Annotated in this window: 18 protein-coding genes, 1 pseudogene and 1 riboswitch; of the genes and pseudogenes, 6 read left to right on the top strand and 13 right to left on the bottom strand. The window is 69.0% G+C overall.

The window, feature by feature from the left end; translation table 11 throughout:
* Positions 1-83: 83 nt before the first annotated feature.
* The 3 genes from H7F38_RS23170 to H7F38_RS23180 form a co-directional block, all read right to left on the bottom strand.
* Positions 84-1,442, bottom strand: a complete 1,359-nt coding sequence (locus H7F38_RS23170) for a transglycosylase family protein (protein WP_187091958.1) — start codon at positions 1,440-1,442, stop codon at positions 84-86.
* Positions 1,443-1,768: 326 nt separating this feature from the next.
* Complete coding sequence (locus H7F38_RS23175) at positions 1,769-2,764, bottom strand: Ppx/GppA phosphatase family protein (protein WP_187091959.1); 996 nt, start codon at positions 2,762-2,764, stop codon at positions 1,769-1,771.
* Entirely contained in the window at positions 2,765-3,481 is a 717-nt protein-coding gene (locus H7F38_RS23180) for a FadR/GntR family transcriptional regulator (protein WP_187091960.1), read from the bottom strand.
* A 97-nt stretch (positions 3,482-3,578) separates the two neighbouring features.
* Between H7F38_RS23180 and H7F38_RS23185 the strand changes: the two genes are divergently transcribed.
* From H7F38_RS23185 to H7F38_RS23200, 4 genes are all read left to right on the top strand, one after another.
* Positions 3,579-4,358: a (Fe-S)-binding protein gene (locus tag H7F38_RS23185; protein WP_187091961.1), complete on the top strand. Its 780-nt coding sequence runs from the start codon at positions 3,579-3,581 to the stop codon at positions 4,356-4,358.
* The gene (locus H7F38_RS23190) at positions 4,355-5,914 is read left to right on the top strand and encodes a LutB/LldF family L-lactate oxidation iron-sulfur protein (RefSeq protein WP_187091962.1); all 1,560 of its coding nucleotides are present in this window, start codon (positions 4,355-4,357) and stop codon (positions 5,912-5,914) included. The genes H7F38_RS23185 and H7F38_RS23190 overlap by 4 nt, the downstream gene beginning before the upstream one ends.
* A complete protein-coding gene (locus H7F38_RS23195) occupies positions 5,911-6,561 on the top strand; it encodes an LUD domain-containing protein (RefSeq protein ID WP_187091963.1) in 651 nt (216 codons plus the stop codon). The genes H7F38_RS23190 and H7F38_RS23195 overlap by 4 nt, the downstream gene beginning before the upstream one ends.
* A gap of 80 nt (positions 6,562-6,641) precedes the next feature.
* A complete protein-coding gene (locus tag H7F38_RS23200; protein ID WP_187091964.1) occupies positions 6,642-8,396 on the top strand; it encodes an acyl-CoA dehydrogenase family protein in 1,755 nt (584 codons plus the stop codon).
* On the opposite strand, the gene H7F38_RS23205 is transcribed toward H7F38_RS23200, so the two are convergent.
* From H7F38_RS23205 to eno, 4 genes are read right to left on the bottom strand one after another with little or no spacing between them, the layout of a single operon-like run.
* Positions 8,340-9,236 carry a hypothetical protein gene (locus tag H7F38_RS23205; RefSeq protein ID WP_187091965.1) on the bottom strand — a complete coding sequence of 299 codons (897 nt, stop codon included), beginning with the start codon at positions 9,234-9,236 and terminating at the stop codon, positions 8,340-8,342. The genes H7F38_RS23200 and H7F38_RS23205 overlap by 57 nt on opposite strands.
* The gene (locus tag H7F38_RS23210) at positions 9,233-9,760 is read right to left on the bottom strand and encodes a DUF501 domain-containing protein (RefSeq protein WP_187091966.1); all 528 of its coding nucleotides are present in this window, start codon (positions 9,758-9,760) and stop codon (positions 9,233-9,235) included. Before H7F38_RS23210 ends, H7F38_RS23205 begins: the two co-directional genes overlap by 4 nt.
* On the bottom strand, positions 9,757-10,566 hold the full coding sequence (locus tag H7F38_RS23215) for a septum formation initiator family protein (RefSeq protein WP_187091967.1): 810 nt from the start codon (positions 10,564-10,566) through the stop codon (positions 9,757-9,759). The genes H7F38_RS23210 and H7F38_RS23215 overlap by 4 nt, the downstream gene beginning before the upstream one ends.
* A gap of 4 nt (positions 10,567-10,570) precedes the next feature.
* On the bottom strand, positions 10,571-11,851 hold the full coding sequence (gene eno, locus H7F38_RS23220; protein ID WP_187091968.1) for a phosphopyruvate hydratase: 1,281 nt from the start codon (positions 11,849-11,851) through the stop codon (positions 10,571-10,573).
* Between the two features lie 234 nt (positions 11,852-12,085).
* Here eno and H7F38_RS23225 point away from each other — a divergent pair, with 234 nt between their 5' ends.
* The gene (locus H7F38_RS23225) at positions 12,086-12,580 is read left to right on the top strand and encodes a DUF1003 domain-containing protein (RefSeq protein ID WP_187091969.1); all 495 of its coding nucleotides are present in this window, start codon (positions 12,086-12,088) and stop codon (positions 12,578-12,580) included.
* Between the two features lie 198 nt (positions 12,581-12,778).
* Here H7F38_RS23225 and fgd read toward each other — a convergent pair whose 3' ends face one another.
* On the bottom strand, positions 12,779-13,777 hold the full coding sequence (gene fgd / locus H7F38_RS23230) for a glucose-6-phosphate dehydrogenase (coenzyme-F420) (RefSeq protein ID WP_187091970.1): 999 nt from the start codon (positions 13,775-13,777) through the stop codon (positions 12,779-12,781).
* A gap of 77 nt (positions 13,778-13,854) precedes the next feature.
* Positions 13,855-14,439: a polysaccharide deacetylase family protein gene (locus H7F38_RS23235; protein ID WP_187091971.1), complete on the bottom strand. Its 585-nt coding sequence runs from the start codon at positions 14,437-14,439 to the stop codon at positions 13,855-13,857.
* Between H7F38_RS23235 and H7F38_RS23240 the strand changes: the two genes are divergently transcribed.
* Positions 14,426-14,797, top strand: a complete 372-nt coding sequence (locus H7F38_RS23240; protein ID WP_187091972.1) for a hypothetical protein — start codon at positions 14,426-14,428, stop codon at positions 14,795-14,797. The genes H7F38_RS23235 and H7F38_RS23240 overlap by 14 nt on opposite strands.
* 236 nt (positions 14,798-15,033) lie before the next feature.
* Here the strand turns inward: H7F38_RS23240 and H7F38_RS23245 are convergent, their stop codons facing one another.
* The 4 genes and pseudogenes from H7F38_RS23245 to H7F38_RS23260 form a co-directional block, all read right to left on the bottom strand.
* Entirely contained in the window at positions 15,034-16,242 is a 1,209-nt protein-coding gene (locus H7F38_RS23245) for a homoserine O-acetyltransferase (RefSeq protein ID WP_370531411.1), read from the bottom strand.
* A gap of 2 nt (positions 16,243-16,244) precedes the next feature.
* Positions 16,245-17,558 (bottom strand): bifunctional o-acetylhomoserine/o-acetylserine sulfhydrylase, encoded by a 1,314-nt coding sequence (locus tag H7F38_RS23250; RefSeq protein WP_187091973.1) that lies wholly within the window; start codon positions 17,556-17,558, stop codon positions 16,245-16,247.
* Positions 17,559-17,662: 104 nt separating this feature from the next.
* Positions 17,663-17,779: riboswitch (SAM riboswitch) on the bottom strand.
* A gap of 145 nt (positions 17,780-17,924) precedes the next feature.
* Positions 17,925-18,557, bottom strand: a pseudogene (locus H7F38_RS23255) (MazG family protein); the annotation flags it as partial.
* A 76-nt stretch (positions 18,558-18,633) separates the two neighbouring features.
* Positions 18,634-19,482 (bottom strand): hypothetical protein, encoded by an 849-nt coding sequence (locus H7F38_RS23260; protein ID WP_187091975.1) that lies wholly within the window; start codon positions 19,480-19,482, stop codon positions 18,634-18,636.
* Positions 19,483-19,889: the final 407 nt, after the last annotated feature.

Below are 19,889 nucleotides of genomic sequence, written 5' to 3' on the forward strand. Positions count from 1 at the left end.
GCTCCCGACCGGAAGCGGTCCGCCCCGACCCCCGACAGCGCGGGGCGGACCGTCACACCACGGAAGGCACACTACGGAAGGCCTCAGCTGGTGACCGTGCGGCAGGTCAGCAGTCTGCTGGCGACCCCGACGGTTCCCATCGCGTAGACGCACAGTTGGTTGGCGCCCTTCTTCAGGATCATGGCCGCGGTGAACTCATGACCCGGCAGGGAGGCGGGCACCACGTGGACGCTCCGGTTGAGAACCAGACGCATGCTCGTCGTGACGCTCGATGCATTCGGGTCGTAGCCGAACCCGGAGAGCTTCGCGGTCCGCCCCGAGACGGTCACCGGACTCACGCCCCCGACGGGAAGCGCGACGTTGAAGACTTTGCAGCCCAACGACTTCACGCGGTTCCCACTGACTCCCTGGGCCTGCACGCAGACCGTGTTGCGCCCGGTGCGCAGTCCGTAGACCTCGCGCAACCCATGCCGTCCCGAGATGCCGAGCATGCGGTTCACGGTTCCGGAGGCGCGATCGGCGGTCGCATCGTGCCGCACGCCGTTGATGGTGGTGACGACGTTCACGGAATGGTTGGGCATGGCGTTGTCGAAGGCCCAGGCCGCGACCACCACCCGGCCGAACGACTGGTAGACGAGGTCGTCCCCGAACACGACGGCGGGCGCCTGCACCCTGGAGCAGCCCAGTGCGACGGTGCGCGTCCCTCCCAGCGGCAGCACGGACACGCAGACCCGGTAGGAACCGGCCTGCGCCGGCGAGGCGAAGGAGAAGCCGTGTCGGCCGGTCAGTTTTCTGATCCGGTTGACCTCCGGGCGGACGACGCCCGTCGTGACGTTCGTGGTCCGGCCGTTGATGGAGATCGCCACGCGGCTCTGGTGCCCGGACGAGTTCTGGTCGGCGGCCCAGCCACTGACGACCAGGCGGCCGCTGCGCGCGTCGTAGTAGGGCCGGTCGACGCCGCCGACCTGGTCGATGGCCACCGGCTTGGGCACCGCTCTCGCGAGCGCAGCCCTGACCGGCACGGGAGCCGGACCACCGGATCCGCCGGCCGGCAGGCCGACGATCGCGGCGCAGGTCCACGGGCTCCAGCCGCGTTGCTGCCAGAGCCGATAGGCGAGCGCGTCCTGGGTGGCCGGGCTGGCGTCGCTCGGCAGGCCGGAACCGCCGACACTTTGCCACGTTCCGAGATCGAATTGATACGCACCGTAATAACCGTTACCGGTATTGGTCGCATAGTTGCCGCTTGATTCGCAATTTCGCAGTTTCTGCCAGTCACCGGCCGATGGCAGTGCGCTTGCCGACCCGAAGGTCATCACCACCGCTCCGATGGCCAACAGCACCGAGATGGATCCGGCAACCGCGCGGTTGCGACGCAAACGGGCCCGAATTCGGGCCCGTTTCTCGGTTCTCAGCTCGGCGGTCGGCTGTTCATTCGTGTGCATCAAGTCGGCTCTCTCTCAGGTCAGCTTTCGCAGGTCAGACCCCCTGGTCATACCTCGTGCCATCAAGCGGCCGGCCGGACCGCTTCGGGTACGTTACCTGAACGAGATAGAGAAGTTGCAATCGAGGACCAACAAACTTTTGAATGCACCCAGAACCGCCGAGGAATTGATCATGAAACGACGGGTGAGCAGGTAAATTGCGCAATGCGAACTACCTAGGCGTCAGCACCTTTTCGTCGTTGACACAAGATCCATTGCCGGTAGCGTCGGATGGGCGCATTCCGAGCTCGTCGGCCAGGATTCCTGCAGGTCGCGCCGGGATTCCACTAGCCGAGCGACAGCGCGAGCCCGTCCAGGATGTCGTGCTCCGAGACCGTGATCTCCTGGACGAATTCCCGTCCCACCCGCTGCGCGAACTGCGAGAGCAACGTCGAGAGGACGAGCGCGCCGCCGCCGATCACGTCGACCCGTCCCGGATGCATGTAGCCCAGGGCGGCACGGTGCGCGCGGGTGGCACCCAGCAGCATGTCGGTCACCTCGTGCACGCGGCGGAAGCCGATCTTCGACAGGTGGATCCGTGCGGGGTCGTAGGTGGGCAGGCGCAGTGCCGCCGCGGCGACCGTGGTGGCCGTGCCCGAGACCGGCACCAGTCGCCGCACGGACCTCAGCGGAAGAGCAGCCAGCCCCTGGGCCAGCACGGTCCTGGCCCACTCGAACGCCTCGAACCGCTCGGCCGCCGTCGGGGGATCGCCGTGCAGCAGTCGCTCGGTGATCCGGACGCAGCCGATGTCCAGGCTCTGCCGGCCCTCGACCCGGATCCCACCGCCGACCACGGACCCGACGACCATCTCGGTGGACCCACCACCGATGTCCACCACCAGGAAGGGTCCGGTGCCCGGATCGAGATCTCCGACCGCCCCGCGGAACGATAGTTCCGCCTCCTCGACCCCGGTGATCACCTCGGGCTCCTGACCGAGCGTCGAGACCACCATCGCCACGAAGTCGGAACGGTTCGCCGCGTCCCTGGTGGCCGAGGTCGCTGCCATCCGCACCTGCACCGCACCACAGGTCCGCAGGATCGCCGTGTAGTCGGCCAACGCACTCCAGGTGCGGTCGATGGCCGCCGTGGACAACCGGCCGGTGGCGTCCACGCCCTCGCCCAGTCGGACGACCCGCATCTCGCGATGGACGTCGGTCAGCTTCACCACCCCGTCCACCCGCGCCAGATCGGCGACCAGCAGACGGATCGAGTTCGTCCCGCAGTCGATCGCCGCCACCCGACGGGAGGTCTCGAACTCGCCGCCGACACCATGCCTTCCCACTCAGCCCACTCCCGTCGCTCGGTAGAACCCTTCGATGTGGGCGGTCACCAGCACGGCGGCGACGTCAGGTCGGCCGGCATCCACCGCCTCCAGCATGCCCGCGTGCTGGAGGCGGAGCAGAGTCATCATGACCGGCCAGTCGGCGAAACCGGCCACCGCCTTCGTGACGTAGCCCTCGATGCCCTCCCGCATCGCCGCCATGATCGCCTCGATGACGGCATTGCCGGCCAGCCTGGCCAGTTCGACGTGGAATCTGGTGTCCAGGGCCAGGAACTGCGTGGCCGTGAGACCCGGCCGGTCCATCCCGAGCAGCAGTGCGCGCGCGGCGGCCAGGTCCACGTCGTCGGCGGCGGCGCGGGTGGCGGCCTCCCGCAGCGCCCAGGACTCGATGAGCACACGCGTGGCGACGATGTCGCTGACCGGCAGATGACGGCTGGCCAGATGCCACCGCAGCGCAGCACCGATCGGGGCAGCCGGGTCGGAGATCAGGACGGCGCCGGCCTCCGGGCCCGAGCCGGACGCCGTTCTGATCAGACCCATCGCCTCCAGTACCCTGATCGCCTCCCGGACACTGGGTCGCGAGACGCCGTACCGCTCGGCGAGCACGCGCTCCCCCGGCAGCCGACCACCGATCTCCAGCCGCCCGGCGGCCAGATCGGCCTCGATCCGCAGCAGCACGCTCTGGTAGCTGCGGGTAGCCCCGGCACGAGCGGACATCGACGACTCCCCTGCACCCGGTCTTGTGTGGTCCGACCACAGTATTCTAGTGTGGTCGGACCACATCGGAACCGCCGCCGCACCAGGAGCTGCCCCCATGCGCATCGCGCTCGTCGCCACCTGCCTGGCCGACGCCCTCTTCCCGGGCGTCGCCATCGCCACCACCCACCTGCTGGAACGCCTCGGACACGAGGTCGTCTTCCCGGCGGCCCAGACCTGCTGCGGGCAGATGCACATCAACACCGGCTATCTCGACGAGGCCGTCCCGGTGGTCCGTCATCACGTCGACGTGTTCGACGGCGCCGAGTTCGACGTCGCCGTCGCACCCTCCGGTTCGTGCGTCGGGTCCGTCCGGCACCAGCATGCAATGGTAGCCAGGCGAGCCGGTGACGCCGATCTGGAGCGCCGGGCCAAGGCGCTGGCCGCCAGGACCTACGAGTTGTCCGAACTACTCGTGGACGTGCTCGGGGTGACCGACGTGGGTGCCTACTTCCCGCATCGGGTGACCTATCACCCGACGTGTCACTCGTTGCGGATGTTGCGCGTCGGCGACAAGCCGCTGACCCTGCTGCGGAACGTGGCCGGCATCGACCTCGTGGAACTGCCCAACGCCGACCAGTGCTGCGGTTTCGGCGGAACGTTCTCGATCAAGAATCCCGAGGTCTCGACGGCCATGCTGGCGGACAAGATGTCCGACGTGCTGACCACCAGGGCGGAGGTCTGCTCGGCCGGCGACGCATCCTGCCTGATGCACATCGGTGGCGGGCTGAGCCGTCTGCGCACGGGCGTCCGCACGGTCCACCTGGCCGAGATCCTGGCCAGCACCAGATCATTGGCCCCGACCGGGACCAGCTCATCGGCGGGAGTGACGGCATGACCACTTTTCTCGGCGTGCCGATCCGGCGCTCCCACGACGACCAATCCGGCCACACCCAGCGGTCCGGCCACCCCGAGGGCCCCCTGCGCGGCACCGAGACTTTCCCGGCCGCGGCCAGGCGCGCGGTCGGCGACACCCGGCTGAGGCGCAATCTCGGCCGGGCGACCGCCACCATCAGGGCCAAGCGGGCCGCAGTGGTGGCCGAGGTCGACGACTGGGAGGCGTTGCGCGACACGGCGTCCGCGGTGAAGGCCGACGTGATGGCGCGGCTGCCGGAGCTGCTGGAGCAGCTGGAGGCAGCCGTCACCGCCCGGGGCGGGACCGTGCACTGGGCGCAGGATGCCCTCGAGGCCAACCAGATCGTCACCCGGCTGATCAAGGCCACCGGTGCCGACGAGGTGGTCAAGGTCAAGTCGATGGCCACCCAGGAGATCGGGCTCAACGAATACCTCGAGGAGCAGGGGATCGCCGCGATCGAAACGGATCTCGCCGAGCTCATCGTGCAGCTGGGCCACGACAAGCCCTCCCACATCCTGGTGCCGGCCATCCATCGCGGGCGCGCCGAGATCCGCGAGATCTTCCTCGCCGAGATGGAGGATGCACCAGAGGATCTGACCGACGAGCCCCGGGTGCTGGCGATGGCCGCCCGCGCTCACCTACGCCGCAAGTTCCTCTCCGCCCGGGTGGCGGTGTCCGGCGCCAACTTCGCGATCGCCGACACCGGCACCCTGGCGGTGGTGGAATCCGAGGGCAACGGCCGGATGTGCCTGACGTTGCCGCAGACGCTGATCACCGTCATGGGCATCGAGAAGCTGCTGCCCACCTTCGACGATCTCGAGGTCTTCCTGCAGATCCTGCCGCGCTCCTCCACCGGCGAGCGGATGAACCCCTACACCTCGCTGTGGACGGGCGTCACCCCCGGGGACGGCCCGCAGGAGTTCCACCTGGTGCTGCTGGACAACGGGCGCACGAACGCCCTGGCCGACGAGCTCGGACGCACTGCGCTGCACTGCATCCGGTGCTCGGCCTGCCTCAACGTCTGCCCCGTGTACGAACGCGCCGGCGGCCACGCCTACGGCTCCGTCTACCCCGGGCCGATCGGTGCGGTCCTCACCCCGCAGCTCACCGGGATGTCCGGGCACGACGACGTCAACTCCACCCTGCCCTACGCCTCGACCCTCTGCGGAGCCTGCTTCGACGCCTGCCCGGTGAAGATCGACATCCCCACCATGCTCGTGGAGCTCCGCGGACGCGCCGTCGACGCCGACCGCGGACACGGTGTCCCCGGCGGCTGGGCGGCCGCGATGAAAGCCGCGTCCTGGGTGATGTCGAACGAGAAGCGTTTCGCAGCAGCCGAAACCATGAGCAAGGCCGGGCGCCTGGTCGCCGGGCGGAAGGGCCGCATCAGCACCCTGCCGTTCCCGCTGTCGGCCTGGTCCACCAGCCGGGACACCCCGGCCCCGCCGAAGCAGACGTTCCGGCAGTGGTGGCGCGACGAGCACCGGGCACCGGGAGCCGTGGCAACGGAAGCTGTTGCACCGGAGGGGAAGTCATGAGCAGCTCCCGCACCGCGATGCTGAACCGGATCAGGGCTGCGGTGGCGGCCGGCGCGTCGGACGTTCCGGCCGAGCCGATTCCCCGCGGGTACCAGAGGGTCGGGACCCACCCGGCCGGATCGGACCACGTGCTGGAGCTGCTCGTGGATCGACTGGTGGACTACAAGGCGAAGGTCACCGTGGTGGATGCGGACGGCGACCTCGAGACTGCCGTGGACGCGGCCCTGGACGTTTCCCGGTCCGTCGTCGTCCCGGCCGCCCTGGATCCGATCACCAGAGCCGGTTGCGCGGCGCGTGACCGCACGGTCGTCGTCGACGGTGAACCGAGCGCGCTCACCCCGGTGCAACTGGATGCCATCGACGCGGTCGTCACCGGCGCGACGGTGGCCATCGCCGTGACCGGCACGATCATCCTATCCGGCCGCCCAGACGAGGGTCGGCGCGCGATCAGCCTGGTCCCCGACCTACTGGTGGTCGTGTTGCCACTGGCCCGGATCGTCGAGACGGTGCCGGACGGTCTCCGGCTGCTGTCCCCCACCGCGCCGCTGACGATGATCTCCGGCCCGTCTGCCACCAGTGACATCGAGTTGTCCAGGGTCGAAGGCGTCCACGGCCCACGGACGCTGCACGTGGTCATCGTGCGCTAGCAGGGACATTCCATCTCGGTCCCTTCGACGGGGTACAACCACGTCGAAGGGACCGAATCGGCAGGACGAGGATGGGAGCCATGACCGCCACGCACGAGGTCCTCAACCAGGTCCCACCGCTGGTCGATCACGACGTCAGTGCCGCCGATCCGGCGCTGGTGGCCGGTCTGGGCCTGATGGCGGGCAGCGGCGCGGCGGGCAGCGGCGCGGCGGGCACCGGCGGGGCGGGCGGTGGCGGGGCGGGCACCGGCGGGGCGGGCGGTGGCGTCGACGAGCGGCTGCAGCGCCTTGGCCGGCTGGCCGGGTCGGCCGAGATCGCGCAGGCCGCCCGCTCGGCCAACGAGCACTCCCCGGTGCTGCGCAGCTTCGACCGCACCGGCCACCGGATCGACGAGGTCGAGTTCCACCTTGCGTGGCACACGCTGATGGGCCACGCGGTGGCGGCCGGCCTCGGCGGGGCGGCCTGGGCCTCGAACTCGCCGACGCGGCATCTGGACCGGGCCGCCGGCCTGTACGTCTGGACGCAGGCCGAAGCCGGCCACACCTGCCCGATCTCGATGTCGTACGCCGCGGTGCCCGTGCTGCGCCAGTCCCCCGGCCTGGTCGGTCTGTTCGGGGCCGGGCTGACCTCGACCGTCTACGCGCCGGGTCTGCGGGATCCGGCGGGCAAGCCGGGCCTGCTCGCCGGCATGTCGATGACCGAGAAGCAGGGTGGTTCGGACGTCAGGGCCGGCACCACCAGTGCCGTCCCCGACGGCTCCGACGTCGCCGGGGAGCGCTACCGACTGACCGGCCACAAGTGGTTCACCTCGGCACCGATGAACGACATGTTCCTCACGCTGGCGCAGGCCCCCGGCGGCCTCACCTGCTTCCTGCTGCCCAGGGTGCTCCCCGGTGGCGACCGCAACACCATTGCGCTGCAACGACTCAAGGACAAGCTGGGCAATCGCTCGAACGCCTCCGCCGAGATCGAGTACGACCACGCCGTCGGCTGGCGGATCAGCGACGAGGGCGCCGGGGTCCGCACCATCCTGCAGATGGTCACGATGACCAGGCTCGACTGCGTCCTGGGCTCGGCGGGTGGACTGCGGGCCGCAGTTGCGCAGGCCTGCCACCACGCCGCACATCGGCGCGCGTTCGGACAGCGCCTCGTCGACCAACCGGCGATGACCGCCGTGCTGGCCGACCTGGCCCTGGAATCGTGGGCGGCCACCATGATCGGCCTACGGCTGGCCGCCGCCGTCGATGCCCAGGAGGCCGGCGAAGCCCAGAAGGCCGGTAGGGGCAGGGACGCCGGCGGGGACGCCGGCGAAGCCGGCCTCCTGCGGATGGCCCTGCCCGCAGCGAAGTTCTGGGTCTGCAAATCCAGCATCGCCGCGATCGCCGAGGCGATGGAGTGTCTGGGCGGCAACGGTTACGTCGAGGAGTCGGTGATGCCCCGGCTGTTCCGGGAGTCCCCGTTGAACGGGATCTGGGAGGGGTCGGGCACGGTCGCCGCGCTGGACGCCGTCCGGGCCTGCCGACGGAGTCCCGCCTCGTCCCAGGCGTTGGTCGACGAACTCGTGCTCACCCGCGGGGCGGACCCTCATTTCGACGCGGCCCTGTCCGACCTGGCCGACCTGTTGACCGAACCCGACGATCACAGCGCCCGGGCGCTGGCCTCGCTGACCGGCCGCCTGCTGGGCGCCTCGCTGCTCCTGCGGTTCGCACCGCCGCAGGTCGGGGCCCTGTACTGCGCCACCAGGTTGGCCGGCGGCGGCACCAGGGTCTACGGCGACCTACCGCGTGGATTCGATCTGCGCGGTATCGTCGCCGCGGTCACGCCCGGCCTCTGACTCGCGGCTCGGCCCCAGGTCGACCTCGCCGAACCTGGCCAGCAGGGCCGCGCCGAGCAGGGCCAGCACCAGACCGGCCACGGCGGCCGGGACGAACCCCCGGCGGATGGTGTCGCCCAGGAACGCCAGACCGATCCCCGCCGGGATGACCGTCTCGGTGATCACCACGAACGCCATCACCGTCGTCACCGGAACCCGTTGCAGCGCAAGGCTGAAGACCAGCATCGCGATCACACCGCCGGCGGCGATCGCCCACACGGCCGGCGAGTGGACCAGATGCCACCACGGGTGTGGGATCACGAGCGTGCGCGAGGCGACCGCGGTGATGGCAAACCCGAGGCCGGCCGAGGAGCCGAGCACCACAGCCGCTCCGGATCCTCTCAGCCGTAACCCGACCGCCCCCAGCACACCGACCGGGATCGCCGCCGCGAGCATCACCCAGAACCACTTGTTCTGCAGCACCACGTCCTTCTCCGGGCCGGCGGACAGCGCGAGGAGCACCAACCCCAGGGCCAGCGCGGTGATCGCCAACCACTCGTTGCGCTTGAGCCGGGTGCCCATGAAGGCGACGATCGCGGCCGTCACCCCGACGTTGCCGGCCACGATGGCCTGGACGACGAACAACGGTTGCTTCAGTTGCAGGGCGACCACCGACGCGGCGAAACCGACCAGATCCAGACTCAGCCCGAGGAGGTACGGCAGTTGCCCGAGGAGCCGCACCAGTAGGCGCGGATCCAGGTTCTGCGCCGTGGCCATCCGGCGGGCACCGGTGGCCTGCAGCACCGAGGCACTGCCGTAGCAGACCGAGGCGACGACGGCGCAGACCAGTCCGAGGATCACAGGTGCGAGCAGGCCGGTTCGCCGCGGAAGTACTCCCCGAGGGCATCGACCGCCTCGTCACCCAGCGGGTTGACGCCCCGGCCGACGGCCAGCGAATGGGCGACCAGCACGTGCAGGCACTTCACCCGGTCCGGCATGCCGCCGGCCGTCACGGCGATACCGAGGTCACCGAGCGCGTTCCGGCTGGCCAGGTAGCTCTCGTGAGCGCGTCGGTACGCCTGCGCAAGCTCCGGGTCCTGCGTCAGCCGCTCGGTCATCTCGCGCATCAGACCGGACGATTCCATCCGGCTGACGGCGGCGTTCAGTTCCCTGCAGCACAGGTAGTACATGGTCGGGAACGGGGTCCCGTCCTCCAGTCGCGGGGCGGTGAGTACCACCGCCGGCACGTCGTGGCCGCAGCGGTACGCGACGGCGAGGATGCCTCGCGGCGGTCGGCCCAACTCACGTCGGAACGCCTCCCGATCCGCGTCGGTGACCTCGCGCAGATCCACCGCAGCCCCGAACACCGACGAGTCGGGACTCATCGCCCGGCCTTGCTCGGGCTGACCGCCGAGCCGGCGGAAGGGGGCGCGCCGGGCGCCGCGGTCTGGGTCGGGTCCGACAGCGTGTCCCACAGGTGGGAGTACCAGGGTGCGGCCGGGCCGACCGAGGGGGCAGCAGCGACCTTCGGAGCAGCCAGTGGGGGGGCGTGCATGACGTACACGGTGTCGCCGGGCTTGACGTACTGCAGCCGCCGCTTGGCCTCGGCCGCGATGTAGGCGGGATCGGAGAGCGCACCCTTCTCCTGGTCGTGCGCAGCCAGGGAGACCCGGAGTTGTTGTTCCTTGCTCACCTCCACGCCCAGTTCCGCGCGCTGGGCCAGGTAGTTGCGCAGCGGAACGGCGAGTGCGAGCGCGACGGCACAGAACACCAGACCGAGGACGGCCACCTGCTTGATCAACTGCGAGGTCGCACGCGAGACGCCGACCGCCTTCGGCGCGGCGCGTGCCGTCAGCCGGCCGAGCCGCCGGCCTCCGACGGAGGCGGCGGCCGACGGTGCGGTGCCCGGGCGGGTGCCGGCGGGTCTGGAGCTGGCGGTCCGCCCGGACCGCGCGGCGCCAGATCGGGTCCCGGCGATCCGGGAGGTGGGGCCGCTCAGCCGTGTGCTGTCGGATCCGGTGGCGACGCCCCGGCCCGGATCATCTGCGCCGCTGACCTTCTCGATCGGCTCGCGGCGCACGGCGCCGCCCCGACCTGCTCTGGCCGCCGAGGTGCCACGCCCGGCGCGCGCGCCGGCGCCGGACCGCGACGGTCCGGTGCTGCGGGTGCGCCGGCGCGGCGTGCTCTCCATCAGGTCAGGCCTTGAAGCGCGGGAAGGCCAGCTCGCCCAGGTAGCTGGCGGCATCGCCCAGGTTGTCCTCGATGCGCAGCAGCTGGTTGTACTTGGCGACCCGCTCGGAACGCGCCGGTGCACCGGTCTTGATCTGCCCGCAGCTGGTGGCGACGGCCAGGTCCGCGATGGTGGTGTCCTCGGTCTCGCCGCTGCGGTGGCTCATCTGGCAGCGGTAGCCGTTGTTCTGCGCCAGCGTGACGGCGTCGAGGGTCTCCGACAGGGTGCCGATCTGGTTCACCTTGACCAGCAGGGCGTTGGCGGCGCCGCGGGCGATGCCCTCCTCGATGCGGTCCGGGTTGGTGACGAACAGGTCGTCCCCGACGATCTGGATCTTGCCGCCCAACTCGGTGGTCATCGCGACCCAGCCGTCCCAGTCGTCCTCGGAGAGCGGGTCCTCGATCGAGACGATCGGGTAGTTGGCGACGAGCTCGGCGTAGTACTTGATCAGATCGGCCGAGGACTTCTTGGCACCTTCGAACAGGTACGCCCCGTCGGAGTAGAACTCGGAGGCGGCCACGTCCATCGCGAACGCGATGTCGTTACCGACGGTGAAACCGGCCTTGGTGACGGCCTCGGTGATCAGGTCCAGGGCCGCGCGGTTGGAGACCAGGGACGGAGCGAAGCCGCCCTCGTCGCCCAGCCCGGTGGACAGGCCCTTGCTCTTCAGCACCGACTTGAGGGAGTGGTAGACCTCGGCGCCCCAGCGCAGGGCCTCACGGAAGGTCGGGGCACCGATCGGGGCGATCATGAACTCCTGGATGTCGACCGCGGTGTCGGCGTGCGCGCCTCCGTTGACGATGTTCATCATCGGGACGGGCAGGATGTGCGCGTTCGGTCCGCCGATGTAGCGGAAGAGCTCGAGCTCGGCCGAGTCCGCCGCGGCCTTGGCCACCGCCAGCGAGACGCCCAGGATGGCGTTCGCGCCGATCCGGCTCTTGTCCGGGGTGCCGTCGATGTCGATCAGCTTCTGGTCGATCAGCCGTTGCTCGGTGGCGTCGAACCCGACCAGCTCGGGGCCGATCTCGTCCAGGACCGCCTCGACCGCCTTCTGGACGCCTTTGCCCAGGTAGCGGGCCGGATCGCCGTCGCGCAGTTCGACTGCTTCGTGCTCGCCGGTAGAGGCACCGGACGGTACTGCCGCGCGGGCGAGTGAGCCATCCTCGAGAGCGACCTCCACCTCGATGGTGGGGTTGCCTCTGGAATCGAGGATCTCGCGGGCTCCGATGAGTTCGATGGCCGCCACGGGCACATCCCTTCATTGACTGGGCAGAAGTGAGCGGAGCTCCTGCTCCATGGGTCACCCTATCGGCGTCGGCAGTCCTCCCGGCACCTGACTCGCCCGGTTGACCCCACCTCGGACCACCGCCAGGTGACCAATTGATGAATGACAACCTCTGGCCCATCCGGAAGGGGGATAGTTGCGCATCGATTACCACGCCCCTGGCTTCCCGCCCCCGACCCACCCCGGAGACAAACTATGTCCGCACCGACGAAAGCCGCAGCGACCGGCGCAGCGTCAGGCTCACCGAAAAAGGCCGTGCACCACCCCACCGTCATCGCCCAGCGTGCGCATCGCGCCGGAAATCTACAGCTCAAGGTCGCCGACGCGATCACCTCCTTCGCCGGTTCGATGAAATTCGTCTACCTGCACGTCGTGGTGTTCGCCTGCTGGATGTTGTTCGTGGAGCAGTCCCCCTGGCCGACCCTGACGCTGGTGGTCTCCCTGGAGGCGATCTTCCTGTCCACCTTCGTGATGATCGGCCAGAACCGGGCCGCCGCCTTCCAGCAGCAGAAGGCCGATCACGACTTCGTCGAACAGGAACTGGAACTGAAGACGAACACCTACCTGACCAGGCAGATCCATGTCCTGACGGAGGAACTCCACAAGCGACTGCTCTCGGCGACGCCGGCCGGTCGGGTGGTCGTCACGACCGCCGACGATCCTGATGGCTCCGGTCAGGAACCCGCCTGACGGCCGCGCCCCCAGGTCCCGGCGGTTGTCAACTTCCCCGCGCTGATCAACCTCGTCCGCGCGCATCCACTTCCCCCGCGCTCATCAACTTCGTCCGCGCTGATCAACTTTCCAGATCTGGGACCGGAGTGACACGAATCGACCCGTTCGTGAGCGCCGGCGAAGTTGATCAGCGCGCAGGCTGCCGGACGCGGGGGCTCACAGGGCGCGGAGCCGGGGCAGGATCTCGTTGCCGTAGAGCTCGAGGAACTTTGCCTGGTCCGGACCCGGTGCGTGGAACACGAGGTGCTTGAAGCCGAGATCGATGTAATGCTTGATCTTCTCGACGTGCTCCTCGGGATCGGTGGAGACGATCCACCGTGACGCGGCCTGCTCGACCGGGAGGTCGTCGGCGAGGCGCTGCATCTCCAGCGGGTCCTCCACACCCATCTTCTGATCCGGCGTCAGCGCCAGCGCGCCCCAGTACTTGGTGTCGTTCATCGCCTGCTCGCGGTCGTGGGAGAACGACACCTTCATCTCGATCAGCAGATCCATGTCGTCCAGCGTCCGACCGACCTTGCCCGCTCCCTCGGCCAGCGCGGGCAGCAGGGTGTCCCGGTAGAGGGAGTCTGCCTTGCCGGAGGTGGTGATGAAACCGTCGGCGATCCGCCCGGCCAACCTGGTGGCCGCCGGCCCAGATGCACCGATGTAGATGGGCACCGGGATCTCCGGCTTGTCGTAGATGGTGGCCTTGTCGGTCTGGTAGTAGGTGCCCTCGAACGTCACCCGGTCCTCGCGCCAGAGCTGCTGGATCAGAGTGACGGCCTCCTTCATCCGGGCGAAGCGTTCCTTGCCGTCGGGCCAGGTCAGGCCCAAGGGAACCTCGTTGAGCGACTCGCCGGAACCCACTCCGAGGATGACGCGACCGGGGAACAGCAGGCCCAACGTCGCAAAGGCCTGCGCGATGACGGCCGGGTGGTAGCGGAAGGTCGGCGTCAGCACACTGGTGCCCAGGATGATCTTCTCGGTACTGGCCCCGAGAGCACCGAGCCAGGGAAGAGCAGCCGGCGCATGTCCGCCGTCGTGCCTCCAGGGCTGGAGGTGATCGGACACGAAGACCGAATCGAAGCCGGCCTGCTCGGCCAGCACCCCGAAGTCGACGAGCTCCCTCGGCCCGAACTGCTCTGCGGAAGCCTTGTATCCCAGACGTAATGCCATTGCTGTTGCTCCTTCGTCCCGGCGGTGAGGTCACCGATGTGAGCGACCGCCGGGTCTCATTCTTACTCGTACCGGGATCAGCCGGCGAGAAGGGTGGAGACCGTCACCGGCGCCAGACCTCTGGACCGGAGGTCGTCGAGCACCCCGGGCAGGGCGTCGACGGTGCTCTGATGACCGAGATGCATGCTGACGATCGCACCGGGCACCGCGGCCTTCAGCGCCGACCGGACGGCCGGTCCGCCGGGGTCCGTGTAGTCCATCGAGTCGAGATCGTAGGAGAGGCAGGTCGCGTAACCGGCCGCGCCGGCGAGGGTCTTCACCTGGTCACTGGCGTGCTGGGCCTGCGACTGACGAAAATAGGCGCCGGGTGAGCCGGTCAGCTTGGTCAGCACATCGCGACAACGGACGATCTCGCTGGTGATCTGATCCGCCGGCAGCGAATTGATGTCCAGATGCTGATAGGTGTGATTGCCCAGCTCATGGCCGCCGGCCAGGATCGTCTTCGCCATCTGCGGATTGTCCTGCAACCACGTGCCGATCGCCATGACGGTGATCCTGGCCTTCCGGTCCTTGACGATCTGCAGGATCGCGGTCGCCAGGCTCAGATCGCCGGCACCGTGGAAGGTCAGGGCCACCTGGGGTTTGCTGGTGGGGCCGGTCATCACCTCGACCGCCGGACCGGTGTGCGGGCGGGATGCGGTGGTCCGGTTGCTGGTGCGGGCGCTGGTCCGGGTCGTCGTGGCGGCCGTCGTACCGGAGGGGGTGACGGTCGCGGGAGGGGTGACGTCCGTGGTGCTGGTCGCTGGGGTCGACGCCGCCGAGACGGTCGTCGACCCGGGCGCGCCGCCTCCCGGCGCGGTGGTCGGCGCGGTGATCGGCGCGGCCGTCGGTGCGTTCGAGGTCGTCGTGGCGATGGCCTTCACCGCCTTCGTGCACCCGGCGACGCCGGCGGCAAACAGCGCCAGGCCGGCCGCGAGGAGGGACCTACGGGATGGTGTGGACGGCATGCGTCCAGGATAAGGAGCATCGCCCATCACTCAGAGGCCCCCACCCTGAACCCTCTCGCGACGTAATGCCGTAGCCACCCTCGTAACACCCGATTCGGGCTAATTGTCCAATTACCATCGGGCGGGCGGCATGACGCGGCTCAAGGGACCGAGCAGGCCGCCCTGTCGCGGCTCCGACGCGCCGCCGCCGCGCCGAGGTGCGCGACCACGACCCAGCCTCCGATGCCGACGCTCCAACACGAGCAACGATCAGCCGAGCGCCTCGCGGACGACTGCCGCCACCTGTGCGGCCTCGATCAGGAATCCATCGTGTCCGTGATCCGAGTGCATAGTGATCAGCGGCGCAGCGGTAGGGGCGGCGGCGATCCGCGCGCCCTCGGCCGGCGTGTACAGACGGTCGGAATCGACCACGGCGACGGTCAGGTCGACCGGAAATCGTTGCAGGGCAGCATCGATGCCCCCGCGACCGCGGCCGAGGTCATGTGAGTTCATCGCCTCCGTGAGCACGAGATAGGAGTTCGCGTCGAACCGGCGTCCCAGCTTGTCGCCGTGGTACCTGAGATACGACTCCACTGCGAACTGGGGCGGATCGACGTCAGGCTGGAGAGCACGACCGAACCGGGTGTTGAACTCGTATCCGGACCGGTAGGTGGTGTGGGCGATCTGCCGGGCGACGGACAGCCCGGCCAGGGGGGCCGCACCACCGTAGTAGTCACCGCCGGCGAAGTGCGGGTCCATCCGAACTGCTGCGAGCTGCGCTGCGGCCCAGGCGATCTGATCGCCGGAGGCGGCGGCCGTGGTGGCGATCGCGATCACCTTCCTGACCCGATCGGGATACATCGCCCCCCACTCGAGAGCACGCATACCGCCCATCGAACCGCCGAGCACCGCAGCAAACGAGCGGACGCCGAGGCGCTGTGCGAGTACCGCTTCCGTGGCGACCTGGTCCCGAATGGTCAACGAGGGGAATCTCGAGCCGTAGGGCTGGCCGTCGGGAGCAGCCGAGGAGGGTCCCGTCGTCCCCCGGCACCCACCCAGCACATTGGCCGCCAGCACGAAGTACTTCTCGTCGTCCAGAGGAGCGCCGGGACCGATCAGGCCGTCCCACCAGCCCGGGGTCGGGTGGTCGGGACCGACCGGGCCGATCACGTGGGAGTCACCCGTCAGGGCGTGCAGCACGAGAACTGCGTTGTCGCCGGCCTCGTTCAGACGTCCCCAGGACTGGAAACACACCGTGACATCCGCCAGTCCGGTACCGGACTCGAGGATCAGATCACCGATCTGGAGGTACTGCCGTTCGGCCGGCGATGCCAACGATGCCGGAGGTGCCGATCGCCGATCGGCCGGGGGGCGGCGCAGGCCGGGACCGGCACCGTTCCTGCGGACGGTCGGCTCCACAGCGGAGTCGACCGTCGCGCGGGAGGCGGCGCCGGTCCCGGCTTCGAGTGCGGTCACCAGCGTCAGGACTTGGCGGCCCGGAACCCGGCGTCGAGGTCGGCCAGGATGTCGTCGATGTTCTCGGTACCGACGGCCAACCGGATCAGGCCGGGGGTCACGCCGGTGGTCAGCTGCTCGGCCGGCGAGAGCTGACCGTGAGTGGTCGATGCCGGGTGGATCACCAGCGAACGGACGTCACCGATGTTGGCCAGGTTGGTGAACAGTTCCAGCGCATCGGTGAAGACCTGCCCGGCCTCCACGCCACCCTTGATCTCGAAGGCGACGATCGGACCGCCACCGAGCGGCGAGTACTTCTGCTGCTGCGCATGCCATTTGCTGGATTCGAGCGCCGGGTAGGACACCGATTCCACCTCGTCGCGCCCCTCGAGGAACTGGGCGACCTTGGTGGCGTTGGAGACGTGCCGCTCCATCCGGAGGCTGAGCGTCTCGATCCCCTGGGCCAGCAGGAAGGCGTTGAACGGCGAGATCGACGGGCCCATGTCACGCAACGACTGCAGTCGCGTCTTGAAGATGAACGACACGTTCGACTTGAACAGGCCCTCCGGGCCCAGGTCGCGCCCCCAGACCAGGTTGTTGTAGCTGGGGTCCGGGTTGTTGAAGTTCGGGAATTTCGCCGGGTCCGCAGTCCAGTCGAAGTTGCCGGAGTCGACGATCGCGCCGCCGATGGCCGTGCCATGACCACCGAGGTACTTGGTCGCCGAGTGCACGATGATGTCGACGCCGAACTCGAAGGGCCGGATCAGGAACGGCGTCGGCACCGTGTTGTCGACGATCAACGGGACCCCGTTCTCGTGCGCCACCCCGGCGACGAGTTCGAAGTCCAGAACATCGAGCTGCGGGTTGGAGATCGACTCCGCGTAGAACAGCTTGGTGTTCGGCTTGACCGCTGCACGCCAGGAATCGGCATCGTCCGGGTCCTCGACGAAGTCGACGGTGATGCCGTACTTGGGCAGGGTGTAGTGCAGCAGGTTGTAGGTGCCGCCGTACAACCGCGGCGAGGACACGATGTGGTCACCGGCCTCGGCGATGGACAGGATCGCGAGGGTCTCGGCGGCCTGTCCGGATGCCACCAGCAGCGCGCCGACACCGCCCTCCAGCGAGGCGATCCGGTCCTCCACCACGGCCGTGGTCGGGTTCATGATGCGCGTGTAGATGTTGCCGAGCTCCTCGAGCGCGAACAACTTTCGTCCGTGCTCGGAGGAATCGAAGGCGAACGACGTCGTCTGGTAGATCGGCAGGGCCCGGGCCTTGGTGGTCGGGTCAGGCGTCTGTCCGGCGTGGATCTGTCGGGTTTCGAAGGACCATTGGGGGCTCATCGTTGTGCTCCAGAGGTGGGCCTGCTCGTCGCAGGCGAGGGCGGAGAGTAAGCCGCGACAGCGGTTCACCCGGTTCGACTTCGATTTGGGCTCGCCCACTGGCGGGCCCGCGCTTGCGATCCATCAGTTTCGATGGACCGCCTGGTCATCACCCGGGGCACCCCACCGCGAGTGGAGGGTTGCCGCCCAGCAAGCCGGGGCTGTCGCTGGAACTCAAGACCTGTCGACGATCCTAGCGGTCCCCGACCGGCGATGCCCGCCGACCACGGAAACGACCACCCGGGGATCTCCCGCCCCTGCTCGGAGCCCTCTGCCGCGCCCCATCCCGTGCCCCATCCCCAGCCCCTGCGCCGAGACCTGCGCCGCCTACTCGGCGGGACGGGTTTCGCTGTTGTTCGCGGCGGCGAGCGCCTCGGCGTGCATCCTGGCCACTGCGCGCAGGTCCGACTCCGGATCCTGCCCGGCCGCCCCGGCCGCGTACGCGATCCGGAAGATCTGCTCGGCAGCGGAATCTCCTGACGGCATCGCGACGACGATGCCGGCCCTGGCCGCACGCGATCCCAGCTTCGCCGCCAGGGCGACCGAAGGCTGACCGAGCGCGACCCCGGCGATCACCGACGACCGACCCCTCTCCTCCTTCTTGAGTTCGTCCCAACGGACCTGCTGATCGGCGGCGTCGTGGAGCGGAGCAGCATCGCCGAAGACGTGCGGATGCCTGCGCACCAGTTTGTCCACCAGACCCGCGGCCACATCGTCGATGTCGAACCCGCCGTCGGCCGCATCCCGCTCGGAGGCGATCCTGGCGTGGAACAGCACCTGCAGCAGGACGTCCCCGAGTTCTTCCTCGATCTCCCCGTGATCGCCGTCCTCCAGCGCCTGCAGCAACTCGTAGCACTCCTCGACGAGGTAGCGCCGCAACGAATCGTGGGTCTGCTCGGCATCCCAGGGGCAGCCCCCCGGGGATCGCAATCGATCCATCACCCGGACGGCCTCGGCCAGCGCGGACGGCCGGTGGAGTTGCTGCTCGCTCATCCCCGCAACCTACCGATTCAGCGGGGGCCACCTCGAAGGGAGGTCAGAGCCCATCGTTGCCGGGGACCACCTGGAGGCTGGCCGGATCCCACAGACCGTAGCGGGGGTTGACCGAGATCCCGGCCGCTCCCTGGTAGGGCGCCAGCAGCAGCGCCCCGACGTTGAAGAGCGACGACAGACCGGCCAGCGAGCTGAAGGCCGCCGGGGTGAGGTTGGTCGAGATGACGGAGCGTCCGGACGTTCGCAAGACCAGGTACCCGCTGGACCCGGGGACGATCACCACGGCCCCCGTCGACGGTTGGTAGAGGCCCGCCGTGCCGGCCGCCGGCGTCTGCAACAGGCGGTAGACCTTCTTCGGCACGCCATTGGTGGGTCCGACCGCCGCCACCGCTGCATCCATCGAGCCCGGATCGGCGATGAAATGCGACCTCAGGCTCACCGCCTCGGCTCGACTGGCGGCCGGTACCCCCTCGGCGGTGACCGCGACGTCGCTCACCGGCGCTCCGGCGGCCGGCAGTGCCTTCACCAGCGCGTCGAGTGCGACGGCGTCGTGCAGGACGTCGGCCTCCTTGGCCTTGGGCAACCCGACCTGCAGCGGGAGATTGGGATCGGCGCCCGGGGCGGTGACCTGGGCCTGGGCCGCCGCCAATTCGGCGTCGGTGATGACGATGCCCTTCGCCGCGAGCGCCTTTGCGATCAGCGCATGACGTACTGCGAAGGTGATCTGGGCGCGATTGAAGCTGGCCGTCTCGACGTCGGTCGGCGTGGTCGTGACGTTCTCCTGGGTGAACACCGAAGAGTCGTGCTGGACGGATGCATCTGAGACCGAGCCGCCATCGACCAGGTAGGCCGACCCGGCTTCGTTGCCGATCGAGCAGCCCGTGGTCGTCATCAGGGTCAGGCCCACCACCGCGGCTACCCATCGCTTGCGATGGGACGGGGGACGACCGGTTGTCCAATGCAGGCTCACGCACCACCTCCGAATGTCGTCGAACGACCAACCGCGTCACCCTCCCACATCAGGCGGCGGCGACCACCACCGAGGCCGCCGCGCATGGCTCGGCCGATGCGCGCCGGTCATCTATCAGGCGAACTTTTCAGGCCACCACATCCCCTTGTGGACCAGCAGTCGTCCTTTTCGGCACCGTCAGTCACAACACTACGTTCGGTAGTCAGTAGGACGTGCCCCAACCAGTGACCATCGGTAGTTTTCACGAGCCGTGCGTAACGACGGGCCGTATCGCCGCAGATCAACCGCCTGGACCGCAGCTCGATTGCCTGCCAGACTTCACACATATT

The organism is Nakamurella sp. PAMC28650, from assembly GCF_014303395.1.
In the GTDB taxonomy this organism is placed as follows: domain Bacteria; phylum Actinomycetota; class Actinomycetes; order Mycobacteriales; family Nakamurellaceae; genus Nakamurella.